21 protein-coding genes and 1 riboswitch are annotated in these 21,785 nt (G+C 47.2%); of the genes, 6 read left to right on the top strand and 15 right to left on the bottom strand.

Annotated elements, in window-relative coordinates:
* Nucleotides 1–22: 22 nt before the first annotated feature.
* The gene (locus tag BP97_RS0101680) at nt 23–2,011 is read right to left on the bottom strand and encodes a Na+/H+ antiporter (RefSeq protein ID WP_028547560.1); all 1,989 of its coding nucleotides are present in this window, start codon (nt 2,009–2,011) and stop codon (nt 23–25) included.
* A gap of 189 nt (nt 2,012–2,200) precedes the next feature.
* Between BP97_RS0101680 and BP97_RS34855 the strand changes: the two genes are divergently transcribed.
* Entirely contained in the window at nt 2,201–3,004 is an 804-nt protein-coding gene (locus BP97_RS34855) for an EcsC family protein (protein WP_051620268.1), read from the top strand.
* A complete protein-coding gene (locus tag BP97_RS0101670; protein WP_028547559.1) occupies nt 2,991–3,335 on the top strand; it encodes a cupin domain-containing protein in 345 nt (114 codons plus the stop codon). Before BP97_RS34855 ends, BP97_RS0101670 begins: the two co-directional genes overlap by 14 nt.
* A gap of 228 nt (nt 3,336–3,563) precedes the next feature.
* Here BP97_RS0101670 and BP97_RS0101665 read toward each other — a convergent pair whose 3' ends face one another.
* From BP97_RS0101665 to BP97_RS34850, 4 genes are all read right to left on the bottom strand, one after another.
* Nucleotides 3,564–5,213 carry a b(o/a)3-type cytochrome-c oxidase subunit 1 gene (locus BP97_RS0101665; RefSeq protein ID WP_028547558.1) on the bottom strand — a complete coding sequence of 550 codons (1,650 nt, stop codon included), beginning with the start codon at nt 5,211–5,213 and terminating at the stop codon, nt 3,564–3,566.
* Between the two features lie 95 nt (nt 5,214–5,308).
* Entirely contained in the window at nt 5,309–5,794 is a 486-nt protein-coding gene (locus tag BP97_RS0101660) for a cytochrome c oxidase subunit II (RefSeq protein ID WP_028547557.1), read from the bottom strand.
* 26 nt (nt 5,795–5,820) lie between these two features.
* On the bottom strand, nt 5,821–5,952 hold the full coding sequence (locus tag BP97_RS39350; protein WP_064745648.1) for a hypothetical protein: 132 nt from the start codon (nt 5,950–5,952) through the stop codon (nt 5,821–5,823).
* Between the two features lie 165 nt (nt 5,953–6,117).
* Nucleotides 6,118–7,557, bottom strand: a complete 1,440-nt coding sequence (locus BP97_RS34850; RefSeq protein ID WP_051620267.1) for a serine hydrolase domain-containing protein — start codon at nt 7,555–7,557, stop codon at nt 6,118–6,120.
* A gap of 216 nt (nt 7,558–7,773) precedes the next feature.
* On the opposite strand from BP97_RS34850, the gene BP97_RS0101645 reads away from it, so the two are divergent.
* The gene (locus tag BP97_RS0101645; RefSeq protein ID WP_028547556.1) at nt 7,774–8,370 is read left to right on the top strand and encodes a P-loop nucleotide/nucleoside kinase family protein; all 597 of its coding nucleotides are present in this window, start codon (nt 7,774–7,776) and stop codon (nt 8,368–8,370) included.
* A 68-nt stretch (nt 8,371–8,438) separates the two neighbouring features.
* Here the strand turns inward: BP97_RS0101645 and BP97_RS0101640 are convergent, their stop codons facing one another.
* The 4 genes from BP97_RS0101640 to BP97_RS0101625 form a co-directional block, all read right to left on the bottom strand.
* Nucleotides 8,439–9,449, bottom strand: a complete 1,011-nt coding sequence (locus tag BP97_RS0101640; RefSeq protein ID WP_028547555.1) for a Delta(5) desaturase DesA — start codon at nt 9,447–9,449, stop codon at nt 8,439–8,441.
* Between the two features lie 189 nt (nt 9,450–9,638).
* Complete coding sequence (gene spoIIP, locus BP97_RS38565) at nt 9,639–10,934, bottom strand: stage II sporulation protein P (protein ID WP_051620266.1); 1,296 nt, start codon at nt 10,932–10,934, stop codon at nt 9,639–9,641.
* Between the two features lie 124 nt (nt 10,935–11,058).
* Entirely contained in the window at nt 11,059–11,592 is a 534-nt protein-coding gene (locus BP97_RS0101630; protein WP_028547554.1) for an MFS transporter, read from the bottom strand.
* Between the two features lie 6 nt (nt 11,593–11,598).
* Nucleotides 11,599–13,032, bottom strand: coding sequence for an FAD-binding oxidoreductase (locus tag BP97_RS0101625; protein WP_028547553.1), 1,434 nt, complete (start codon nt 13,030–13,032; stop codon nt 11,599–11,601).
* A 167-nt stretch (nt 13,033–13,199) separates the two neighbouring features.
* On the opposite strand from BP97_RS0101625, the gene BP97_RS0101620 reads away from it, so the two are divergent.
* A complete protein-coding gene (locus BP97_RS0101620; protein WP_028547552.1) occupies nt 13,200–13,415 on the top strand; it encodes a hypothetical protein in 216 nt (71 codons plus the stop codon).
* A 105-nt stretch (nt 13,416–13,520) separates the two neighbouring features.
* Here BP97_RS0101620 and BP97_RS0101615 read toward each other — a convergent pair whose 3' ends face one another.
* The 6 genes from BP97_RS0101615 to BP97_RS0101590 form a co-directional block, all read right to left on the bottom strand.
* Nucleotides 13,521–15,050: a solute symporter family protein gene (locus BP97_RS0101615; RefSeq protein WP_028547551.1), complete on the bottom strand. Its 1,530-nt coding sequence runs from the start codon at nt 15,048–15,050 to the stop codon at nt 13,521–13,523.
* Between the two features lie 43 nt (nt 15,051–15,093).
* Nucleotides 15,094–15,396, bottom strand: a complete 303-nt coding sequence (locus tag BP97_RS0101610; protein ID WP_156043113.1) for a DUF485 domain-containing protein — start codon at nt 15,394–15,396, stop codon at nt 15,094–15,096.
* 211 nt (nt 15,397–15,607) lie between these two features.
* Nucleotides 15,608–16,276, bottom strand: coding sequence for a thiaminase II (gene tenA, locus BP97_RS0101605; protein WP_028547549.1), 669 nt, complete (start codon nt 16,274–16,276; stop codon nt 15,608–15,610).
* A 41-nt stretch (nt 16,277–16,317) separates the two neighbouring features.
* Entirely contained in the window at nt 16,318–17,124 is an 807-nt protein-coding gene (locus tag BP97_RS0101600; RefSeq protein WP_028547548.1) for an energy-coupling factor transporter transmembrane component T family protein, read from the bottom strand.
* The gene (locus BP97_RS0101595; protein WP_028547547.1) at nt 17,099–18,589 is read right to left on the bottom strand and encodes an ABC transporter ATP-binding protein; all 1,491 of its coding nucleotides are present in this window, start codon (nt 18,587–18,589) and stop codon (nt 17,099–17,101) included. The genes BP97_RS0101600 and BP97_RS0101595 overlap by 26 nt, the downstream gene beginning before the upstream one ends.
* Nucleotides 18,589–19,176 carry an ECF transporter S component gene (locus BP97_RS0101590; RefSeq protein WP_028547546.1) on the bottom strand — a complete coding sequence of 196 codons (588 nt, stop codon included), beginning with the start codon at nt 19,174–19,176 and terminating at the stop codon, nt 18,589–18,591. Before BP97_RS0101590 ends, BP97_RS0101595 begins: the two co-directional genes overlap by 1 nt.
* 130 nt (nt 19,177–19,306) lie before the next feature.
* Nucleotides 19,307–19,411: riboswitch (TPP riboswitch) on the bottom strand.
* A 261-nt stretch (nt 19,412–19,672) separates the two neighbouring features.
* Between BP97_RS0101590 and asd the strand changes: the two genes are divergently transcribed.
* Both asd and BP97_RS0101580 read left to right on the top strand, forming a co-directional pair.
* Nucleotides 19,673–20,461 (top strand): archaetidylserine decarboxylase, encoded by a 789-nt coding sequence (asd, locus tag BP97_RS0101585; protein WP_028547545.1) that lies wholly within the window; start codon nt 19,673–19,675, stop codon nt 20,459–20,461.
* 31 nt (nt 20,462–20,492) lie between these two features.
* Nucleotides 20,493–21,758, top strand: coding sequence for an MFS transporter (locus tag BP97_RS0101580; RefSeq protein ID WP_028547544.1), 1,266 nt, complete (start codon nt 20,493–20,495; stop codon nt 21,756–21,758).
* The last annotated feature ends 27 nt before the right edge of the window (nt 21,759–21,785 follow it).

Below are 21,785 nucleotides of genomic sequence, written 5' to 3'. Positions count from 1 at the left end.
AACACAACCACTTACACGCTGGTTAAATAGGCTCTTCTTCCAGACTGGTCGCCTCCATGTAATTAATGAACTTACGTAAAGAACCCGCTATCTCCCGACTAATCTCACCCTGCTCAAATAGCAGCTGCACTTCATTACGCTCTACTTGCATGGCTTTGAACATGAGCTCTCTCTTCTGCTTGTGAAACAGCTCGACCTTATGAGGTTGAATCGGTTTGCGGCCCAATCGATCGATGATAGCCTGATAATGAGAAATGACCGTATCTGCAGCAGCTTGATTCTTCTCTGTAATCTGCTGCTGAATAGCATGAATCGCCGCTTTGGAGGTTCTAATTTTCGCCAGTCGAAGCATTTCGGTACAGGATCCAGAGTTCGTTTTTTGATTTTTCACCCACTTCGACCATATTTGCTTCATCAAAACAATCGGAATAGGTAAACGTAGACGAAACCGATTCGTGATCGCCAGCTCCATTTCGTTGAGCATTTGCTGCGCTCGATATTCCGCCTCTTTAGATATTTCTCCCATAGCGAGCAGTTGAGCCAACTCCTCGCGCTCAGCCCCAATGCCCACCATTCGAGCTTCATTCTCCATTTCACGATATGCCCTGCCTAACCAGGAGTTGTTATAACTAAGGGCATCCCCCAATTTCATCAATTTCTTATAATCGGTAATTACGGATTGAGCGGCTGCCCTATTCTCATCCGTCATCTCATCCTTGACAGAGCTGATCGCCGCCTTGATAAGCCGGACTTTCGCCTCATGCTCCTGCAGTTGATTACTCTCCTCCCGCCCCCCTTCATCTCGCTTCGTTAACAGTGGTAGCACAAATGTAGCAGTCAGAAGAGTGAACAATATAACCCCCGCCGCTATGAAAATGATCAAAGAACGTTGGGGGAACGGGCTTCCGTCTAACAACATATACGGGATGGAGAACGCACCTGCCAAAGTAACAGCCCCTCGAACTCCCGATAATGAGGTCAGCAAGGAGGAAGTGAAGTCGGTTTTTTTCAAAAACAAATAAACCCAGATAAATCGAAGAAAGATCAGCATCAGTGAAACAGCGACGATATAACCAAGCACCAGCCAGTTACTAAACGCAGTATCAACGTAGATGACATGAATCACATCCGGAATTTGCAGCCCCAAGATCAAAAACACAAGCCCGTTCAAAATAAATAAAATAACCGACCAGGTGCTTGCTGCAACGACCTTCATCTTTGCAGTTGAGAACTCCATATAATCGCGCTCGATCGCATGAATAATACCTGCGGCTACAACCGCTAAAATGCCGGACACTTTGAACTCTTCTGCAATAAAATAAATAACGAATGGGGTTAAAATTTGAAGCAGCATATGGAAGGTAGCGTCCTCCATCCCCCACCGACGGATGAACAGCCGCAGCCGAATGATCAGGAATGCCACAACAGCTCCACACACTAAGCCTCCGAAAGCTACTAACATAAAATTGATAACAGCATGTCCAAGCGAGAATACACCAGTAACCATTGCTGCTATAGCGAACTTAAACGCAACCAAGCCTGAAGCATCGTTCATCAAGGCTTCGCCCTCAAGAAGGCGCATGATTTTTTTGGGCAAATGAATACGCCCGGCCAAGGAGCCTACAGCAACCGCATCAGTTGGTGACAAAATGGCGGCTAACGCAAAGGCGGCTGGAAGCGGTATGGAAGGAATCATCCAATGAATAAAATAACCTACGATAAATACGGTGACGAACACTAATCCTAATGCTAGCAGCAGAATGGGAACTCTTAATTTCCACAATTCGTCTCTTGGAGTCATTTTACCGTCATTAAACAGCAGCGGCGCAATGAAAAGGATGAAGAACAATTCCGGCTCCAAACGCAAATGAAGACCTAAAGGCAATATTGCCGCTGTCATGCCCAAGCCAATTTGAATTAACGGAACGGGAACGAGTGGAACAAACCGATTTAACAGATTGGAGACGATGATCATGACCAGAAGTACGAGAACTGCTAAAAAAACGTCCATCCTAACGAGTCTCCTCCGCTTGATTATTGTATTCCCTAGTCCTTGTATAACCGAATTCACCTTCACATAAACGAATGAAACACAGAAGTTGTGAAGCCCTTTTGTCGTTTTCGCTTCTTCTTGTGTATAATGAAGCTACTTGTACGTACACGGCTGATTTATCCATATTCTAGAGGGGGCTACCCGTCAATGGACACCAAGCAAAACCTATATGAGCAGCAAACGGCGAAAGCCTTACAAGTGTGGAAGAAAGAGCTGCTAAAGCCACCAGGCTTTTTGGAGAAAGCTTCCAGGTCCGTTTCGACGAAAATCAATCAGGTCATTCCGGAAAAGGTACATCAAACGATAACTGCTACAGTGAAGGGCATTTTTCAGACAGCGCTGTTCAGCATGGAGTACATGCCCAAAAATCCGCCTATCGTTGGAGCAACGCTTGCTATGAGGGATCATAGGGCTGAGGAATTGATCGGATTTTATAAAAAGCTGGCGGCAGCCGAAGGCGCAGGTACGGGTGCTGGGGGCATACTACTTGGTCTTGCGGATTTTCCGATTCTTATCGGGATCAAAATGAAATTCCTGTTCGAGCTGGCGCATGCCTATGGACATTCGACTCACGATTATCGTGAGCGGCTGTTCATTCTTCAAGTTTTTCAGCTGGCCTTCTCCAGTCAGGACAAAAAAGAAAGCTTGTACAAAACAATCGTCCGTTGGCCTGAAAACGAACGCTCACTGCCGCCTGCTGATTCCTATGCTCAGCATATTAACTGGCTGCAGCTGCAGCAGGAATATCGGGATACGATTGATTTTCGCAAAATGCTCCAGCTTATACCGGGTATCGGCGCCGTTGTAGGCGCTTGGGCTAACTACGGTCTGCTCGACGAACTTGGACGAGTTGCCATGAACTGCTACCGACTGCGCTGGCTGGAGGAAGCCGCTTACCGTTCTCATGAAGAAACACAACAAAAGGAGATTACGACAGATGAAAACCAGTAAACAGAATGCAGAACACTATATATGGGGAGAAGTGTGCGACGGATGGCATTTGGTAAAGCGGGAGGAGCTAAGCGTCATCCATGAACGGATGCCAGCGGGAGCCGCTGAAGTACGGCATTACCATGTACATGCACGACAATTTTTTTTCGTACTGAGCGGAATAGCGGAGTTAGAGCTCGATGGTGAGTCGGTGATGCTTCAAGCCCAGGAAGGCTTGGAAGTGCCACCCGGAATTCCGCATCAAATGAAGAATACAACGGATAAAGACGTGGAGTTTCTAGTTATTTCTCATCCTCAGACACGGGGGGATCGGGTCGTAGCTCCAAGCTAGAGATCTCGCCTTGCAAATGGCGATACAATTTCTCGTAGCAGCCCCCCAAAGCTTCTCCGGCCGTGCCATGTCTGTCCTTCCGCCTATCTTCTTCATCAAAATGGATAATATCTGTGCCACAAAACGAAAGTAGGATCAAGTCTGTGTCACTAGCTGACAACACAAACTTGATCCGTTGAATAAAAAAACTATATATTGAGGAATTTTATGGGCAAGAGCTTCTTCCAATTACCACGTAACGAATCCTTTAGATCCGACTCCCGGGTTGTTCAGCAGCTCCATCACCGGCACGGTGTACGCCACCAATATGAGGACCACTATTACGCCAACCCATACGCCCCAACGCTCGAAGATCGCCGGCGTTTTCTCAGCCGTATCCCGCACTTCGGCTACCGGATACTCCGTATGTCCTTTAGGTGCGCTCAGCAGCAAAATAACATTCATAATGATCATCAGTACACCGATGAACAAAATCGTACCACCTATCGCCATCACTACATTATATGGCATCCATAGAATCGCATCCGGATGATTCTGATAGGTCGTATACGCGGTGCGGCGTGGAGAACCAAACAGACCCGAAATATGCATGGCGCCAGACATAAAGAACATACCGACCAGCCAGACAATCGTCTGGGCAATCCCCAGTTTATGCATCAGCGGTGTCAGTACCCGTCCTGTCAAAGCCGGTATAAGCCAATAAGTAACTCCAAAAAAAGTGAGCGCGACACTCGTTGCAACCGTAAGATGAAAGTGCCCCGTAACCCACATCGTATTATGAACAACCATATTCATTTGATTACTTGCATTAATAAGCCCTCCGGCTCCTGCAGGAATGAATATAAGCATCCCCATGAACGGAGCGAAGAAGCGAACGTCTTTCCATGGAAGCATTTTAAGCCATCCAAACAATCCAGTCGCTCCGACTGAACGTCCATGCAGCTCGAATGTAGCGAACAGCGAGAATGCCGTCATCAAGGAAGGTACGACAACCATAAAGGTGAGAACGACTTGCACGTACTTCCATACTGACGAAATCCCAGGCTCCATCAGCTGATGGTGAAAGCCGACCGGAATGGAGAACAATAGCAGCATAATAAAAGCTAATCGTGCGAGAGCATCACTGAACATTTTGCCGCCGATAATTTTGGGAATCACCACATACCAGCAAATATAAGCAGGCAGCAGCCAGAAATATACGAGCGGGTGGCCGAAATACCAGAATAAAGTCCGGCTAAGCTCCACATTGACCGTTTCCACCCAACCAAATGACCAAGGTATAAGCATGAAAAGAACCTCGATGGCGACACCAATCGTAGCAATCAGCCACATCAGCATGGTGACTACAGCCATGAAGCCAAACAACGGGGACATTTGACCGTTGTGCGTTTTTTTCCAATAACGATATTGAATGAATATCCCAATTCCACTCATCCAGCTTCCGACCACTACAAGAACCAATGCGATATAGAACCATGGAGAAGCTTTCATCGGAGCATAGAACGTGTACAGCACGGTCGCCTTATTGAGCAAGATCATAATCGTGGCAATGATGGTTCCCGTTGTCATCTGCCCGTACCCGAGCCATCCGAGTGATCTTGCAATCGGCAGCAGATGGCCGCCCATCGTCTTGGCTACTCCTGAATACAGAAAGCCTATGATGAAATATGTTGTGAAAATTAGCGCCATCAGCACGCCATGTGCGGTTAGCAGCTGGTAATACCCGATTTCATACGGTAGCTTAATAGCTCCTCCACGTACAAGTCCCTGGAGCACACCGGCAACTCCGCCCAGCAGCAGCGCGAAGAACGCGAATAAAATATGAGCGAGCACTAACGCCGAATCTCGGCGGTCGAATTTCTGAATTTCGTTACTCATCATGACAACACTCCTTTAAGATAACTGCTCGCGTATGAGTTGTGATATTTTTCACATAATAACTCTACATAGAGCCCGGCTAACATAGCTACTGTTTATTTTACAATAATTCTTGTTTGCATCATCTCATGCGCTGCGCCGCAGTACTCATTGCACAGCACCAAATAGTCTCCTGGCTTTGTAAACTTGTACGTCAAATGGTTGACTTCTCCCGGCACGACCATCATATTCACATTCGTTCCCGGAATTTGAAAACCATGTACGACATCCTTGCTTGTTATATGAAAATGTACCGTGGCCCCGGCGGGAATTTCCATCTTCTCCGGCCCATATCCGAAAGCGAAAGCCAGCATGTACGCGTCGTATTCATTATCACCGATTTTTTTCAAACCAAGCTCATTGAATGGCGCTGTCTGCTCCACGGTTTCCGGATCTACGACTTCACGATGATGCCCGGATGCGTGATCCCCCGGAGGCTGTGCTCCCAATGCGAAAGCTCCTACACCTAACACAATCAAAAATACGCCCAGCATCGAAACGCCGACGGTCAACCAAATTTTCTCGAGCTTATGCATATGCATGTTCTTCAATCCCTTCAACTAATGGATTACCCTCGGACAGCAAACAAAACGAATACACCGACCCAGGTCAAAATCAGAAAAGCCGCCAGCAGCATAACCGATACGAACGTCCCTTTCAGTTTGGTTTCATCTGCCGTTTTTGAATCCTTAAGTTCCATCGTGCTTCCTCCCCTTCGGTGCTAACTAATGAGTTCATTGTAAAATTAAGGTTGCAGCATCACTATGAACAAAATCACAACGGCTCTTTGGGAATCGTGAACGTTTTATGTACGCGAAAAAAGACATTTGGTAATTCACCAAATGCCCTCGTACACCCCATTCTATTATATTTGAATTGCGACTATCTTTTTCCCACTAGCATCCCGATGCATTAATTTTACTGCCCCTGTAGGGTCCACAAAGAACTCTACTTGTTCGTTAATATACCTCGTTACACCTGTTGTCATAGTAGGTTGGTGGGAAATAGGAACAATCTCGTATTTGTACCAGGCATTTCTTTTTGGCATAAATAAATACAGAGTTCCATTCTCAAAAGTGACTATTAGCGTCCCTTTCGTCTCAACTCCATATTGGTTAAACAACTTATGAAACAGGCCAACCGCAATGGAAGGGGCATCCATCTTCGTAACCCCTTCCATTACATTGTTCATATCTTCCATACGTTTCTGTGACGTCTCGAGCTCGCTCCCATAATCATATACACCTGCATACCGCTGTAATTCTTGCGAACTGATCTTTACAGGGTGGAAAGGCTCCAGTACAACTACCTCACGTCCCAGCATCATGTCCGCCAATTGTTGGCTAATGATCTCTACCGGTGTCAGCTCCACATTGCTTAAAACGATGACCACGATATCCTCATCCACATAACGAATCATGTCTGAGCGAAAACCGTTCATACTGCCGAAATGGCTGATTCGCCTGCTCTTTCGGTTACCGATCTCCTGCTCTAGAACGACCCAGCCTTTGCTTCCGCAAGGCGGTGTAGGATGTACAAACATGCTGTCCAAAGAGGCTTGTCGAACCAATTGCTCCGTGTATAAGGATCGATCCCACTTGTACAAATCCTCTACCGTAGAGTACATCCCCCCGGCACCGAGATGAATTGACATATCCACATGCTCGCATGGGATGATATCTTTATTGACCGAATAGCCGGCCGCAAATCGTTTAATGATACTTCTGCCGTCCTCGCAGCCCGAGTCGTTCATTTGTAACGGTTGACATATGTAATCGGCAATATACTTGGCGTAAGATTCCCTCGACACTTTTTCGATAATCGCACTTAATAAGATATAGGCTGAGCTTCCATACGCCCTGCGCTCCCCCGGTGCATGAAGCAGCTTCCTATCCTTAAAGGAATGGATCGTATGCTCGATAGGAGAATACAATCTCATGGTTGTCTCCCAATAACCCGGAAAACCGGGGTAATCCGGAATACCTGAGGAATGCTCCAGCAAATGACGAATCGTAATCTTGTCACCGTTAGGATAATCGGGTATGTAGCATTCAATAAAATCCCCAAGGGCAAGTTTCCCCTGCTCCTGGAGCTGCATAATTGCCATTGCCGTAAACCCCTTCGTAAGAGAACCGATTCGAAATTTGGTTCTGGAGGTGTTAGGGACTTCATGCTCAAAGTTTGCCATGCCATAGCCTTCACACAATAATATTTGTCCATTTTGCGCAGCCAATACTGCCCCGTTAAAATATCCCAGATTCGCAAGTCCCTCCATGTAGCTTTTTAATGAAGCTATAGTTTCCATTTATGACTCCTCCGCAAACGATGATTTACTCTCATTCTATCTGATCCAACTTCGTCCTGTTGGGTAACAAATCAGTTCATTCATTTATTCCGCCATTTCAAAAAGCAATTCTTGCGTTTCCAAAAGTTATGGAGGATTCTTCCTTTAAATCGAGCTTGTGCTACAATGTGGTTAAGCTTTGTTTATTTTAATATGAATACCATTACGGAGGATGTCATGCCTAAACTTGTATTTATCATAGGTCCTGCCGGGGCAGGAAAAACAACCCTTGCCAAAACTTTGGCGAAGCAGCATCGTCCGGCCTTTTTGGATATGGATACCCTTCTGAGACCTGCCGCCGAAACCATTATGACCTTATCCGGACTCGATCCGACCGATCGGGATTCCCCTGTATACAAAAAGCATTGCCGCGATCTTGGCTATCGCATTACTATGGATGCGGCTTTGGAAAACCTGGAGCTTGGAATCGATGCTTATGTCATCGGACCCTTCACCAAAGAGATTGAGGACCCCTTATGGCTGGATCAAGAGCTTGCAAGGATGGGCGCATCTTCCCAAGAGGTAGAGGTTAGAGCCGTTTACGTTTATTTGCGTGACGATTCCGTGTACCGTCAACGGATAATGGCAAGAGGTTCAGAGCTGGATGTTTGGAAATTGGATCATTGGAGTGAATTCAGTCCCTCGTTGACCCGCAAGACAATCCAGTGGACTTCCTCTGCGTCATCTATTCTGTACTGGGACAATTCCGAAGCCTTATCTGAGGAAAAGCTTTTGCAGATAGAGCGGTTTATTTATGGAGAAAAGGAAGCCTGAGCGGCAGCCTGAATACATATGCGCAACATAAAAAGGCATTCTATCAAGAATGCCTCCCAGTAGCTATTTTATATTTTCGGTTTAACCACGAATCGTTTAATATCCTTGAACCCTATAAACTGCTTGCTTTTCTCGTCCCAAATTCTAAACTTCAACGAGCGTAAGCTGGTCAGCAGCGTAATCGTATTAACGTCCCTTAACACCGGATTTGCATTATGAGCCTCTTCCAGATAGTAATTAGGAACTCGAGGGCTCAAATGGTGAATATGGTGAAAGCCTATATTCCCCGTAATCCAATGCAAAATTTTCGGCAGCTTATAAAAGGAACTCCCCTTCAGGGCTGCTTGTACATAGTCCCAGTTCTCTTCATTCTCGTAGTACGTGTCCTCAAACTGATGCTGCACATAAAATAACCAAATACCTGCGGCACCCGAGATAAAGAAGATCGGACCTTGTACCATCAGAAAAGCCTGCCAGCCAATAGCCCAGCACATCAAAGCAGCGGAGCCGGCAATACTTAGATTGGTAATGTACGTATTCATTCTTTCTTTAAAACCAGCATTTTTTCGGTTGAAGCGATAATCGATAAGAAAAATGTAAATAGGACCGATAACGAACATAACCAGTGGATTGCGATAAAGCCTATACACTAATCGTTTAAGAAAGGAAGACGCTACATACTCCTCTACCGTCAAAGTCCAGATATCACCCGTACCCCGCTTATTCAAATTACCGCTAGTAGCATGGTGAACCGAATGGCTGTGCCGCCATTGATTGTAAGGGCAGCAGGTCATAATACCAGTAATCGTTCCTACAATTTCATTCGCAGTTTTATTTCTAAAGAACGATTTGTGGCAGCAATCATGAAAAATAATAAAAATCCGAATAAGAAACCCGCCAGCAGGAATTGCCAATAATAGGGTTAGCCAATACGAAACCGATAAGCTCATAAAAGCTAAATACCATAGCAGGAAAAACGGCACAACTGTGTTAATAATTTGCCATACGCTATTTTTGATGCGTGGTCTTTCGTATGGCGCGATGTCCTTACGCCAGCCGTCTTGTTCCTTATGAAGCATTCTGATTAAATCTTCCTCTCCAAGGTACCGTATAGTAGGTTTAGTCTACAACCTTGATTATACGACGGAATTGAGGGAAGGTTGCACTTCATTTGTGAAATATTTTTTCCAGCGAAATATTAGCGTCCTAAAATATTAGATATTCCCCTACTGACACTGATAATGGGAAGCCTTTTCGCAATATGGGGATCATTTACCAGCGCCGTAATAATCTGCAAACACATCAGCTAATGCATCCGCTGCGAGCAAGCTTTCTTGAAGCGTATTATTCACGCCCCCTATTTCCAACAGTAAACTTCCGGGGGAAACAGACTGGTTATATTCCCCATTTCCCTGATGAGCGCTCTTGATAAGGATACCACGCGATAATCCCGGATATCTCTCATTTAACAGCTTATCCAGCTTTTCGGCAAACGCTTTGTTTTCCTCGTATCCGGAATGGGCTGTACCAATGACAAACAAAATGCGAGCATATGATTTTCCTTCGATTGTTATTGTCGTTTTCTCACGTGGAACATCTGCATCACGGTGAATGTCGAAGAAATACGAGAGGGTTGGATAATTCTCAATCGCCTTGTCAACTACTTTACGGGATACTTCATAAGCGAGGGAGTAGCCCAGCTTTTGCTGCTTCAGCTTTTCCGTGATATTTTCATTACCGGCCAATGCTGGAATGCCTTTCTCCTGCAGCAGCTGCTCCAAACGCTCCCCGACTAATGTAATATTTACTTCTGGATCGTCGACAGATGCCCCTTTAGTCATGCTGGCGACGTGATTCCATGATTCCTGGTTATGCGTATGATAAATATATAGTATAGGTGCCGACCCCACAGCAGCGGCTGGCGGCAAATGGGTATTTTGCTTAATGAAATCCGTCTTTACGACCCAGCTTGCGACATAAGCCGTTTTTTTATCCGGAAGTGAAACAACGTACCACTCTCCTTTGGTCTCCAGAACAGGATAGGTCTCTCCAGGTTTTGCCTTCCCAGTGATGCCATATTCGGTTCCAGGCCCGCTGCGCAAATTCGTAACGTCGACAATATTTACAACCGTTGCTTGATTCAGACTTTCGGCAGTGTCTTCTTCGGTTTGTATGGCTTTAGCTTTCTCAGGCTCTGCATTAGCTGGTTCAGAAGCTGCATATTCAAAATATTCGTGGAATACCCAGCCGACTTTTTCTTCCGATAACCGGATCTGTATCCAGTCGCCTCGTTCCTCCAATATTTCATACCTGTTCGATTGTCCAATCATCTGGATAATCGAAGCGTTCAAATCAGGTTTAGTTCGAACGTTTAACCGGTCTACTGTGCTTTTGGCAAATTTCTTTTCCGTTCCCACATCTCTGAGCTTTACTTGAACCTTATCCATTGATTGGTTGCCGGTTGTCCCCTGAGACGCCTCCTGACCGAAAACATCTGGCGCATTAAGCGTGCCGATAAGCAAAAAAGAGCCAACGGCTGCGCAAATCACTTTATAACGTAACAATTGCTCTCCAACTCCCTATGTCGATAATGTCATATAAATTCGACACAGGTTCGCCAATTACCTCCTTCATACCCAAAAAACGACAGAATCCACTAGCCTTTCATTATTTTCGGTTAGCCTTCTTTTAGCTATTTCGACGCCGCCATACTACCCATGCACTAATACCATATAATAGCGCACTAGCGTAAAATAAAGCGTCGATAGTAAGCCAATCGATCAAATATCCCCCCAATAGAACAGCAAAGCCGGAAGCAATCGATGTCCAAAAATGATAGCTTCCAACCGTTCCTCCTCTAGCCCCTTTTTCGGTATAATCGGCCAGCAATACCTTCTCACTTGTTTTCTGCAAAGCATTGCAGCTGCCCATAATCCATTGCAGGACAAGCACCCATACATAGGAAGAAACCCATGGGAATAGCAGCATGACCATCATCATTCCCATCGAGCTGATTGTGAGGATGGACAAAGCGTATCGGTCCAGCTTCGGTGCAATCCATTGGGATACCATAGCCGAACTTATCGTAAACACTGCAAAAGCAAGTCCATATTTGGAATAGCTATTGCCCAAATTTTTTAGAAACAGCAAGTAATAAGGATAAATCATTCCTGACGCCAGCGTTACGATGCTTTGCGAACGGATAAGCCAGCGAATATTCATCTCGTGTTACCCCTCCTTGTATTGTTCGTAAAAATAGTTCATAAACAGCCCATTAGGATCGTACTTGGTTTTCTTGTCCCAAAATTCGCGGTACCGCGGATACGCGGCATTGAACTGCACCCGCTCCGGATACGCAGCATAAGGCAAGTAGTAAGTTCCTCGATGCGAAATAACCCGGTCAATGATGGTTTGAATGCCTCGTTTGAATTCGGCCTGTCCTTCATCCGATAAAGGTACGTTGAACAAGCAGACAAGAGCAAACATATCCTCTTTAGCATAAGAGAGCACTGCTTCCTGATCCTGATTCACATAGCGAACCGTGATATTCAAAAGGTTCATTTGCTCCTCCTTCAGCACTTCGCCAAAGCTGTGAACAAAAGAGGAGAACTCTTGCACGGGTATAAAATATTCCTGAAGCAGATCATTTTGGCCTGCCTCCCGGTAATCCATAAACTGCGATTCGGAGCGCATGGCGTTGTTTCTGCTGGTAACGGTTTGCTCTTGTTGATTAAAATACCATTTCTGCAGCTTCCAAAAGCGGTTTTTGCCCCAGTCTGATCCGCGGTTCAAATGAAAAAGCAGCTTGGTCGGAATGACCCAGTGCTCCGTTGTCTTCAATTTATTGTAACGTTGAAGCGGCAATGCTTTATCGACCTTATAATTGATCGCGTACATATCCGTGAGAAAGGTGTCCGGAGCAACTGAAATGCGGGCGATGTGCATATGAATGTCCGGATCAGCTTGCACTTGGCTGGTGAAGTATCGACTATATTCCTCGACGGTTACTTTCTCCGTTGACAGCCGGTATACCTCATCCTCCGTTAGCGTTAAGGTGACATCGAGGATAATACCGAACAAGCCATAGCCTCCAAGAACGAGAGGGAATAAATCAGCGTTTTCCGATCGGCTCACCTGCTTCACTTGACCGTCAGACGTCAGCAGACGAAACGATTCCACACTTTTGATTAACGATCCATTACGAATATCTCTCCCATGGGCGTTAATGCTGATAGAGCCGCCTACAGTAAAAATATTTTGTGACTGCATCGTTTTGACAGACAGCCCGTATGGATTGACAGCATCCTGAATATCCTTCCAGGTTGCCCCCGCCTGGACACGAATTTGACGCGCCATCGGGTCCACTGAAATAATCCGGTTGAAGCTAGTCATGTCAACGACAATACCGTCCTTGTAATACGTATGCCCTCCCTGACTATGGCGCTGACCGGCGATGGATACGGTTAGATGGTTAGCCTGCGCTTCTTGCAATAGTTGAATCAGCTGCTGCTCCTCGCGTCCCTGTACGACACGCTCCACCTTGACCGGATGCAGACGGCTGTAATCCGTCACTAAATACGGGTCTTGGTCTGGTGTATCCAGGCTGAAGTATTGGTATAAGCATAGAGAGGCCAGCAGCAATAGTGCGATCGACTTTTTCATCTACATGACCCCCTAATGAATGATGCAAAATCTCTGCATCTCCAACATACCATATGGTGGAAAAAGGGTCATCCCTTTGCTCACTAAGCCTGCCAGACAGTGCTTCTTTCTGATATAATAAGCTAATCAGTCATAATAAAAATATTAGTTAAACAGGAGATTCAGCCATGGCCATTAACCGACGACTCATCACCGATGACGATTTTCAGGAAGCGATGGACCGCCAGGTAGGCGTGCGCGTTTTCGAGAACGATCATATTGTAGATACCGGAGTCGTGATTACCCGATTTACAGATTCGTTCATCGTGACCCAATCAGGAGTCAGTGATGTAACCTACCATTCAAGAAGCTCGTGCGAGTTTTTTGAAATCAGAAAACGATAAGTCACAGAACTTCCCATCCGAATGAAGAAAAAGACCGGACGCATGAACTTCATGCCGCTCGGTCTTTCGTTTCCTTTCTCCCAAAAACCATCTCAGACGCTGAAGCTACAGCCTCAGTCCCGTATGCGCTTTAACCAATATCTCCTCGTACTTCGCCGCATCCGACGGACGTGACAGCCATGTACCGATCAATGCACCTATGAAGCCCAGCGGAATTGAAATGATACCCGGATTAGCATAAGGGAACAGCGCTTGCCCTACCAGGATCGCCTTACCCGGCTCCGGGTTCCAGACACTCGGACTTAATATGACCAGAATTAGCGCGCTGAGCAGACCCGTCAGCATCCCGACAACAGCACCAGTCGTATTGAAGCGTCTCCAGAATATCGTGAACAAAATAACCGGAAGGTTTGCACTGGCGGCAATGGCAAAGGCCACGGAAACAAGGAACGCTACATTAAGCTTTTGTGCGAACAGCGAGAGCACGATGGAAACGACCGCCACTCCTACGGAGGCCCAACGAGCCACTCTCATCTGCTCCTTCTCGGTAGCACTGCCACGGCGAAGAATATGAGTGTAGAAATCATGCGCGAATGCGGAGGCTGCCGCCAGCACCAGTCCAGTCACCACCGCGAGTATTGTTGCGAAAGCTACCGCCGAAATAAAGGCAAAGAATAAATCGCCTCCGAGTGCTTTGGCTAGCAGCGGAGCTGCCATATTGCCTCCTTTGTCCGCTGCGAGAATGTTGTCATAGCCTACAAAGGCTGCTGCGCCGAAGCCTAAAAAGATCGTCATGATATAGAAAATGCCAATCAGCCAAGTCGCATGTACGACAGAGCTTCTTGCGGTCGGAGCATCCTTTACTGTGAAAAACCGGGTTAAAATATGCGGCAAGCCTGCTGTACCCAAGACAAGCGCCAAGTTCAAGGACAATGTATCGAGCGGCACTTTGTACTTGTTACCAGGGTTCAAGAAGCTGTCCTTGAGCGGTGTCGCCGTCCTCATTTGATCGAACATTTCTGTAATGCTGAAGTGAAATTTAGCCAGTACGATTAAGGAAACAATGAAGGTGCCTCCCATCAACAGAACCGCTTTCGTGATCTGCACCCAAGAAGTGGCGCGCATCCCGCCGAAGACGACATACACGGTCATCAGAGCGCCTACAATCAATACGGAGGTCATGTAATCGAGACCAAGCAGCAGTTTAATGAGAGAGCCTGCTCCAACCAACTGAGCAATCATATAGAAGATCGATATCGTGATCGTATTCAAGGCCGCGATGCCGCGTATTTTATTATCGTTAAAACGTGCGGCTATCATATCCGCCATAGTATATTTACCGAGATTTCGCAGCGGTTCAGCTACCAGATAAAGAACGACAAGGTAGGCTACCAGAAAGCCGATGCTGTAGAAAAAGCCGTCAAAGCCAGATAACGCAATCGTCCCTGCAATCCCGAGAAACGATGCCGCCGACATATAATCCCCGGCTATCGCCCAACCGTTCTGCCATCCGGTCAATCCCCCGCCTGCCGTATAAAACTCGCTTGTTGAGTTAGTCTTTTTAGCTGCATAATAAGTAATGATCAAGGTGAGGGCTACAATCGCAAGAAATAATATGAATGCTGACGTATTCATCCTTTTTCCTCCTCCGGCTTTGAACCGTGCGGTTTTCCGACTTTTACTCGTTACTGCTCGTTATGTCCTCGATCATCTTGTCGTATTCGCTGGATTTGCGGGAGTACAGAATGCAGAGCGCCCAAGTCATAATAAACTGGGAAAAAGCAAAAATCCACGCCCACGAAACCGAGCCGAAAGCAGGTGCATTCAGTACCGTGGTATAGGAAGTTAAAAGCGGTAACGTGAAATAATAAGCGAAAAAGAAGAGGGACGTAGGCACAAGAAATCGTTTTTTCTTAGCCATTAAAGCTTTAAATTGAGGGGATTGGGCAATCCGACTATAATCCACCGCTTTGGCATTCATACGCTCAGCCTCCATATCGTTATTTGTGCGCAGCCTCCGCTGAAGCTGCTTACACATGGACGAAAGCACTTAAATGCAAGGCGCTTTCATTTTCAATTTATTAAGCTGCTTTCTGCAATATTACGTTAGCTATAAACTATTTTTTCATAAATGATTTATTGTATAACAGAAAAAAAAGCCGCCCGATACCTTGGTATCGCGACGGCGTTTCTTATTTATAGGCAGGCCACGCTTCGCGCGTGTAGGCCATTTCCCAGAATAAATATTCGTAATGACTACTGATAATAAAATGCTGCTTCATCCGATCACGGTCAGCCTGAGTCACCTGCTCAGCAATCATGTCCAATCGGTCGATCTGCTCTTGAACCAGCTCCCGGAACCACTCGCCGCCATAAGCTTCAATCCACTCCCGGTAAATCGGCTCCTCCGGAGTAGAGCCCTGGAGCTTCTCTCCAATCTCATAGTACAGCCAGTAGCATGGCAAAATGACTGCGATAATGTCTCCTAGGTGCCCGTTGTAGGCAACGCGCTGCATATGCGATGTATAAGCGTATGCCGTAGGTGCCGGCTGAAATGCCGCCCGCTCTTCTGCCGTAATACCCATCTGCTTGCAAAACGTTTCATGCAGCGACAGCTCAGCGTTATAAGTTCCTTGAGCGTGTACGGTCATCCGGTTGGAGACTGCCAGATCAGCTGCTTTCACCGCTCCCAGCGATTGCACGCGCGCAAACTGAGATAAATAGTAAGCATCATTCAGCACATAATGACGAAAACATTCTAATGGTAAGGTTCCTTTAGCGATCCCTTGCACGAAAGGATGATGAAAGCTTGCATTCCAACTGGCTTCGACTGCATTATGCAGCTCTTGTGAAAATTTCAACGAATTCTCCCCCTTTTTTACTAGCCTGCGGCTAAGTAAGCTTAAATAACTTTATACCTGACATCTCCTACATGGAAATAAGGAAAATGTTGGCCTAAATACAGCGCTGCACTCAATGTAATTACCAAGTAAAGAAGTAAGTACGCATCACGCTGTGAAAATCCGATACGGTAATAATAAGTCCGATTACGCGCTGAAGAGAAGCGCTTCGCCTCCATCGCTACGGCGATGCGCTGCGCCCGGCGTATGCTCTGGGCTAACAGCGGAATGGCATAGAGCCTTAGCGTCTCGTACACACCCCCAAGACCAGCCCGCCGCTTGACACCACGAACCTTCATCGCCATGCCAAGCGTCTGAAACTCGCCGACCATAATCGGCATCAGCCTGAGAGCGGCCATGAAGCTGTAAGCGAACTTCGGAGGCAGCTTGCACTGCTGCATCAGCGAGTAGAACAAGGCAACCGGCCTTGTCGTCAACGCAAATGTGAGCCCCGCCAAAGCCATGTTGACGGTCTTCAGGCCGATATGAAGCCCGCGATAAAAGCTCTCCTCCGTTACCCGAATCAATCCCCAGTGCAGCCATGTCGTATCCCCTTTACCGAACATCATCATGGACATCGAGGATGAGATGAAAAGCAGCAGGAAAGGTAGGAACATCAGAAGCAATCGTCGCAGCGGTTGACCGGAAAAGCACAGAAGCAGTAGCAGCTGCGCTATTGTCACGTTGACCAAGACATTGATGTTGTCCGTGAACAGAAGGACAAAGAATATCGCTAGCGACAACAGCAGCTTGAAGCTCGGGTTCACCCGATGCAGCCACGTTTCATCGTAAGCCAATAAGTTGTCCACTGTTGTTCACTTCCTTCTGCAAATAGTCAGACGGCGTCGTATCCGACTGAAGTCTCCCCTTCTCCACAACCCAGACGCGGGTTGCAAACCAGCGTACGATGTCCAGATCATGCGTCACCATCATGATAGTCGTTCCTTGGCGCCTCCAAGCCTCAAGTTTCTCAAGAATCGCGAACGTATTCGCAGCATCCTGACCGAATGTAGGCTCATCCAGCAGCACAAGCTGCTGTTCTTTGACCATGGCCGTTGCTACGCTGAGACGGCGCTTCTGTCCAAGCGACAGCTGATACGGGTGCTGGCTGCGCTGTCCTTCAAGACCGAATTCCTTCAGCAGCTCCAGCGCGAGCTGCTCGGCATCCGGACGACGGTCGCGCCGAAAGCCGAACGCCGCCTCGTCGAATACGGAATGCGTTACGAACTGCATTTCGGGATTCTGGAACACATAGGCTGCTGTGTCCGCCACATCCTTGAAGCTGTTCACGCCCCGTCCGTTTAGCTCGTAAGTCCCGGCCGAGGTTGGAATCAGCTGCATCAGTGCCTGAAGCAGCGTACTTTTGCCCGCACCGTTCTCACCTACTACTGTGATCCATTCTCCTTCGCCTGCCGTCGTTCTCTCAACGTGCATCTTCGGCTCACGACCCCGATATGCATAGAAATCATTCAGTTTAAGCAGCGTTCCCCCAGTCGACTTCAGCTCCGCTGCTCGTTCTCGGAGCGACCTATAGGAGGTGCCAGACGTGTAATCATCCCATACTCCGGGATACCAAATACCATATTCCTTCAACCGTTCCTTATGTTGTTCGAACACGACCGCAGGCGAATCGTCTGCAATCATTTCTCCATCATGGGAGAACAGGACAACCCGATCCACGAACCCGATAATTTCATCAATCTTATGCTCAACGATAATAATCGTTTTATCTCTGCCGACTTCCTTGATGGTATCCCAAACCTGCCGGGTGCCTTCCGGATCCAGCAGCGCGGTAGGTTCATCGAAGAACAGGACCTCCGGTTCCAGCGCAAGCACAGAAGCTATCGCCAGCCTCTGCTTCATCCCTTGTGACATCGCTTGAATAGGAGTATGAAGCTCAGGCAGGTCGAGCCCAACCGTCTGTAATCCATCGCTTATTTTCCTGCTCATTTCTTCTCTTGGGACACCCAGATTTTCAAGCACAAACGCCATTTCTTCATCTACATAGGGCATACAAAACTGGGTATCCGGATCTTGAAACACATATCCCCAAGACGAAGGTATCGATATCTCGTCAAATTTGCAAGGAACCTCAATAACTGAAGGGATTAATCCTGTCAGCACCTGCAATAGCGTTGACTTGCCGCAACCGCTCGGTCCTAGCAGCAGAACCTTTTGACCTGATTTTACATTAAAAGAAATATCGTCGAACAATAGCGTTGGACTTCCTGCGAACTTGAGGCGTAATCCATGAACAGAAGTACAATCCTGCATCATTTCTTACGCTCCAGAGCTTGATAGTCGGCACTGCTTGCCGGACGAACAAGCTGGGTTACTCCGGTTACCTCCAACGCTTTGACTAGCCAATAGGCGCACATCCCGGTGAAGAATATCGAACCGATAATACGGAATACAAAGTACAGCGTTAAATTCCACGTTTGCAGATCGACCAAATAGCCTTTGAACGCGTCGAAGATAAGCGAGGCGACCGCCGACCCGATACCTGCGAGAGATGCAACAGCCAGTGAGAAACGGCGATAGCGGAACAATGCGAATACAAGCTCAGCCAACAGCCCTTGGGCGATCCCGTAGGTTAAGGACTCGATCCCATATTGTGAGCCTGTAAGCAGCTCCCCTGATGCTGCAGCCACTTCCGCTAGCAAGGCAACCCCTGGCTTGCGGATAATCAGCGCAGCGACCGTGGCTGCCATAAACCATACTCCATAGACAAGCTGATCGAGCTGCAAACCGGCAAGCTTAACTACATTAGAGACGTCACCCCACAAACGATAAATAATGCCGAACACAATTGCGATGACAATCGTAACCAAGATGTCTGTTAACTTCAAACCTTTGGACATTTCCTTCCCGCTCCTTTTCAATATGATGATGCTCGGGGCTACTCCCCCAGACCTTTGCCTGACAGGACAACGCGAAAAGACCACTTTCCTCAAACAAAGGAAGTGGTCTGCATGTACGTAGTTAACACGCTTCAAACGTTCTCCACTTCCCTACGCTGGTACAATCCAGATCAGGTTCAGAGGGTCTAGGATCTATTGATCCAGTCTCAGCCTATCGGCTCCCCTAGTGACAAATATCATATTAACACGATTGGAATAAATGTCAACGGCTAATATAATGTATCTTTGTTATTCAGTTAAACTTGTTCGATCGCGCCTCCAGATATTGGAGAGCTCTATACCGCCGTAAAATGTACGAATTACCCTGAATCTCCATGGCTTATTTTTCATAGAAAAAAGCAGAGTTGCACTCATTCTTTTTTCTTGCGTTGGAACATGTTATGTGTCAAGATATTCGGTAGACCCAGACTATGAAGAAATAGGTGAATGAACAGTTATGATGAAACCTTTTTTCCGCTTGCTTACGGAGCTTTCCTCCCGCAAGTCGATCTCCCGGTTAACCGGATCCTTTGCAAAATCAAGAGCAAGCCGCGGGCTGATTCCGCGTTTTGCCAAAATATATGGCATTCCGGTTCAAGACGCAGAGAAGCATCTCTCGGAGTACGCTTCGCTGAATGACTTTTTTACAAGACGCCTGAGAACAGGGCTTCGCCCAGTCGATGTAGCTGAGCACACCCTGGTTAGTCCGGTCGATGCAGCGATTACAGGCATGGGACCGATTGAAGAAGGTTTGATTGTTAATGTAAAAGGACAGGATTACACAGTGGAGGAGCTGCTTAACTTTTCTCCACGTACCGTGAACTATAAGAACGGCTTCTATTTCGTGCTTTATTTGAGCCCTACGGATTACCATCGGATTCACACGCCTGTGGACGGCAGCATTATTGAGAAGGAACATGTTCCCGGCAAAGTCTACCCAGTCAACGAGTTCGGACTGCGACAAATGCGCAGGGTATTAAGCCGTAATGAACGATTGATCACCTACATGCAGCATGAAGGCGGCGAGGTAGCTGTCGTGAAGGTCGGCGCGATGAACGTGAGCAGCATCCAATATGTTAAACCATTGTCAAACACTTTGGGCCGTGGTGATGAGCTAGCCTATTTTGAGTTCGGCTCCACCGTTGTTCTTCTTATGGAGAGCGATACATTCATAAGCCGCAGCGACCTTCACGTCGGAAGCAAAGTCAAAATGGGTGAAGCGCTAGGACTTATTCAACCATCATGACATCATTGTACTAGCAGAGGAGAATTTCAATATGCAAGCAGCACGATCCGGAACGGCAGCCGCCGGAACAAGAATGCAATCGGCCCCGCAGCAGAGTATCAAGCCTACTGTGATGCGAATTTTGTTAGCGATAAGTATCGTTCATTTATTTAACGATTCCATACAATCCATCATTCCGGCAATATTGCCGATACTTAAAGACACGATGCATTTGAACTATATGCAATCCGGGATTATCGTTTTTTCCCTTAACATGACCGCTTCCCTTATGCAGCCGGCCATTGGGTTATATTCGGACCGCAAGCCCTCCCCCTACATGCTCCCTCTCGGAATGGGATTGACATGTTTAGGGGTGTTAGGTCTTGCCTTCTCACCAAATTACGGATTAATTCTTCTATCCGTCATCTTCGTCGGACTCGGCTCAGCCATCTTCCACCCGGAAGGCTCGCGAGTAGCTCATATGGCCGCAGGCTCCCGCAGGGGTCTGGCGCAATCGATCTTCCAGGTAGGCGGTAATGCAGGACAATCCCTCGCCTCCATCATGACGGCGCTCATCTTTGCACCACTAGGGCAGCGAGGCGCCATCTGGTTCGTGGTTGTAGCTGGACTGGCTATCGTCGTCCAAATGTATATCGCACGCTGGTACAGCGGATATATAGCGGCGAACCCGCGCCCCGCCAAAAAGTCCGCAGCGCGTTCAAACAGTCCTGCACGCAAGAAGCAAATCGCTTTTGCATTTACTATGCTGATTTTTCTTGTGTTCGCCAGATCCTGGTACCATTCCGGAGTATCGATTTATTATCCGTTTTATTTAATGGAAAAATTCAATCTAACCTTGGAGCATGCACAAATTTACATTTTCTTATTTGCCGCAGCAGGCGCTGTCGGCACTTTCATCGGCGGGCCATTGGCAGACCGCTTTGGCCGTCGGAATATGATTTTCTTTTCCATGCTAGGTTCCGCGCCGTTAGCGCTGGTGCTGCCATATGCCAATGCATTCTGGGCATACGTTATTTTATTGATTAACGGATTGATCATTTTATCCAGTTTTTCAGTTACCGTTGTATATGCTCAAGAGCTTATCCCTGGCAAAGTCGGAACCGTCTCCGGTCTAATCACGGGTATGGCCTTCGGACTCGGAGCTCTCGGAGCTGTTGCATTGGGCGGACTAATCGATAAGTTCCACCTGCCAGTCGTCATGCAGATGGTCAGCTTCCTGCCCCTGCTCGGGCTATTGACCTTCTTCCTCCCATCGGACAAGAAGCTGAGAGAATGGGATCAAGAAGCTTCCGCTTAACGTAATGAAATGAAAAATAGAAGCCTC

The sequence above is a fragment of the Paenibacillus sp. UNC451MF genome, from assembly GCF_000686845.1.
GTDB lineage: Bacteria > Bacillota > Bacilli > Paenibacillales > NBRC-103111 > Paenibacillus_S.
Note: the sequence above shows the minus strand (reverse complement) of the source record. Positions and strands in the feature narration are given on the sequence as shown.

Excerpts from the sequence above, each read along its gene's own strand:
- BP97_RS0101670 (WP_028547559.1), top strand. The coding sequence starts at position 2,991 with ATGAAAACCAGTAAACAGAATGCAGAACACTATATATGGGGAGAAGTG.
- BP97_RS0101625 (WP_028547553.1), bottom strand. The coding sequence starts at position 13,032 with ATGAAAAAGTCGATCGCACTATTGCTGCTGGCCTCTCTATGCTTATAC.
- BP97_RS0101590 (WP_028547546.1), bottom strand. The coding sequence starts at position 19,176 with ATGTCCAAAGGTTTGAAGTTAACAGACATCTTGGTTACGATTGTCATC.
- BP97_RS39350 (WP_064745648.1), bottom strand. The coding sequence starts at position 5,952 with ATGGAACTTAAGGATTCAAAAACGGCAGATGAAACCAAACTGAAAGGG.
- BP97_RS0101660 (WP_028547557.1), bottom strand. The coding sequence starts at position 5,794 with ATGCATATGCATAAGCTCGAGAAAATTTGGTTGACCGTCGGCGTTTCG.
- BP97_RS0101595 (WP_028547547.1), bottom strand. The coding sequence starts at position 18,589 with ATGCAGGATTGTACTTCTGTTCATGGATTACGCCTCAAGTTCGCAGGA.
- asd (WP_028547545.1), top strand. The coding sequence starts at position 19,673 with ATGATGAAACCTTTTTTCCGCTTGCTTACGGAGCTTTCCTCCCGCAAG.
- BP97_RS0101610 (WP_156043113.1), bottom strand. The coding sequence starts at position 15,396 with ATGAATGCCAAAGCGGTGGATTATAGTCGGATTGCCCAATCCCCTCAA.
- BP97_RS34850 (WP_051620267.1), bottom strand. The coding sequence starts at position 7,557 with ATGGAAACTATAGCTTCATTAAAAAGCTACATGGAGGGACTTGCGAAT.
- BP97_RS0101630 (WP_028547554.1), bottom strand. The coding sequence starts at position 11,592 with ATGAATATTCGCTGGCTTATCCGTTCGCAAAGCATCGTAACGCTGGCG.
- BP97_RS0101640 (WP_028547555.1), bottom strand. The coding sequence starts at position 9,449 with ATGCTTCATAAGGAACAAGACGGCTGGCGTAAGGACATCGCGCCATAC.
- BP97_RS0101665 (WP_028547558.1), bottom strand. The coding sequence starts at position 5,213 with ATGAGTAACGAAATTCAGAAATTCGACCGCCGAGATTCGGCGTTAGTG.
- BP97_RS34855 (WP_051620268.1), top strand. The coding sequence starts at position 2,201 with ATGGACACCAAGCAAAACCTATATGAGCAGCAAACGGCGAAAGCCTTA.
- BP97_RS0101620 (WP_028547552.1), top strand. The coding sequence starts at position 13,200 with ATGGCCATTAACCGACGACTCATCACCGATGACGATTTTCAGGAAGCG.
- BP97_RS0101615 (WP_028547551.1), bottom strand. The coding sequence starts at position 15,050 with ATGAATACGTCAGCATTCATATTATTTCTTGCGATTGTAGCCCTCACC.
- BP97_RS0101680 (WP_028547560.1), bottom strand. The coding sequence starts at position 2,011 with ATGGACGTTTTTTTAGCAGTTCTCGTACTTCTGGTCATGATCATCGTC.
- BP97_RS0101580 (WP_028547544.1), top strand. The coding sequence starts at position 20,493 with ATGCAAGCAGCACGATCCGGAACGGCAGCCGCCGGAACAAGAATGCAA.
- BP97_RS0101645 (WP_028547556.1), top strand. The coding sequence starts at position 7,774 with ATGCCTAAACTTGTATTTATCATAGGTCCTGCCGGGGCAGGAAAAACA.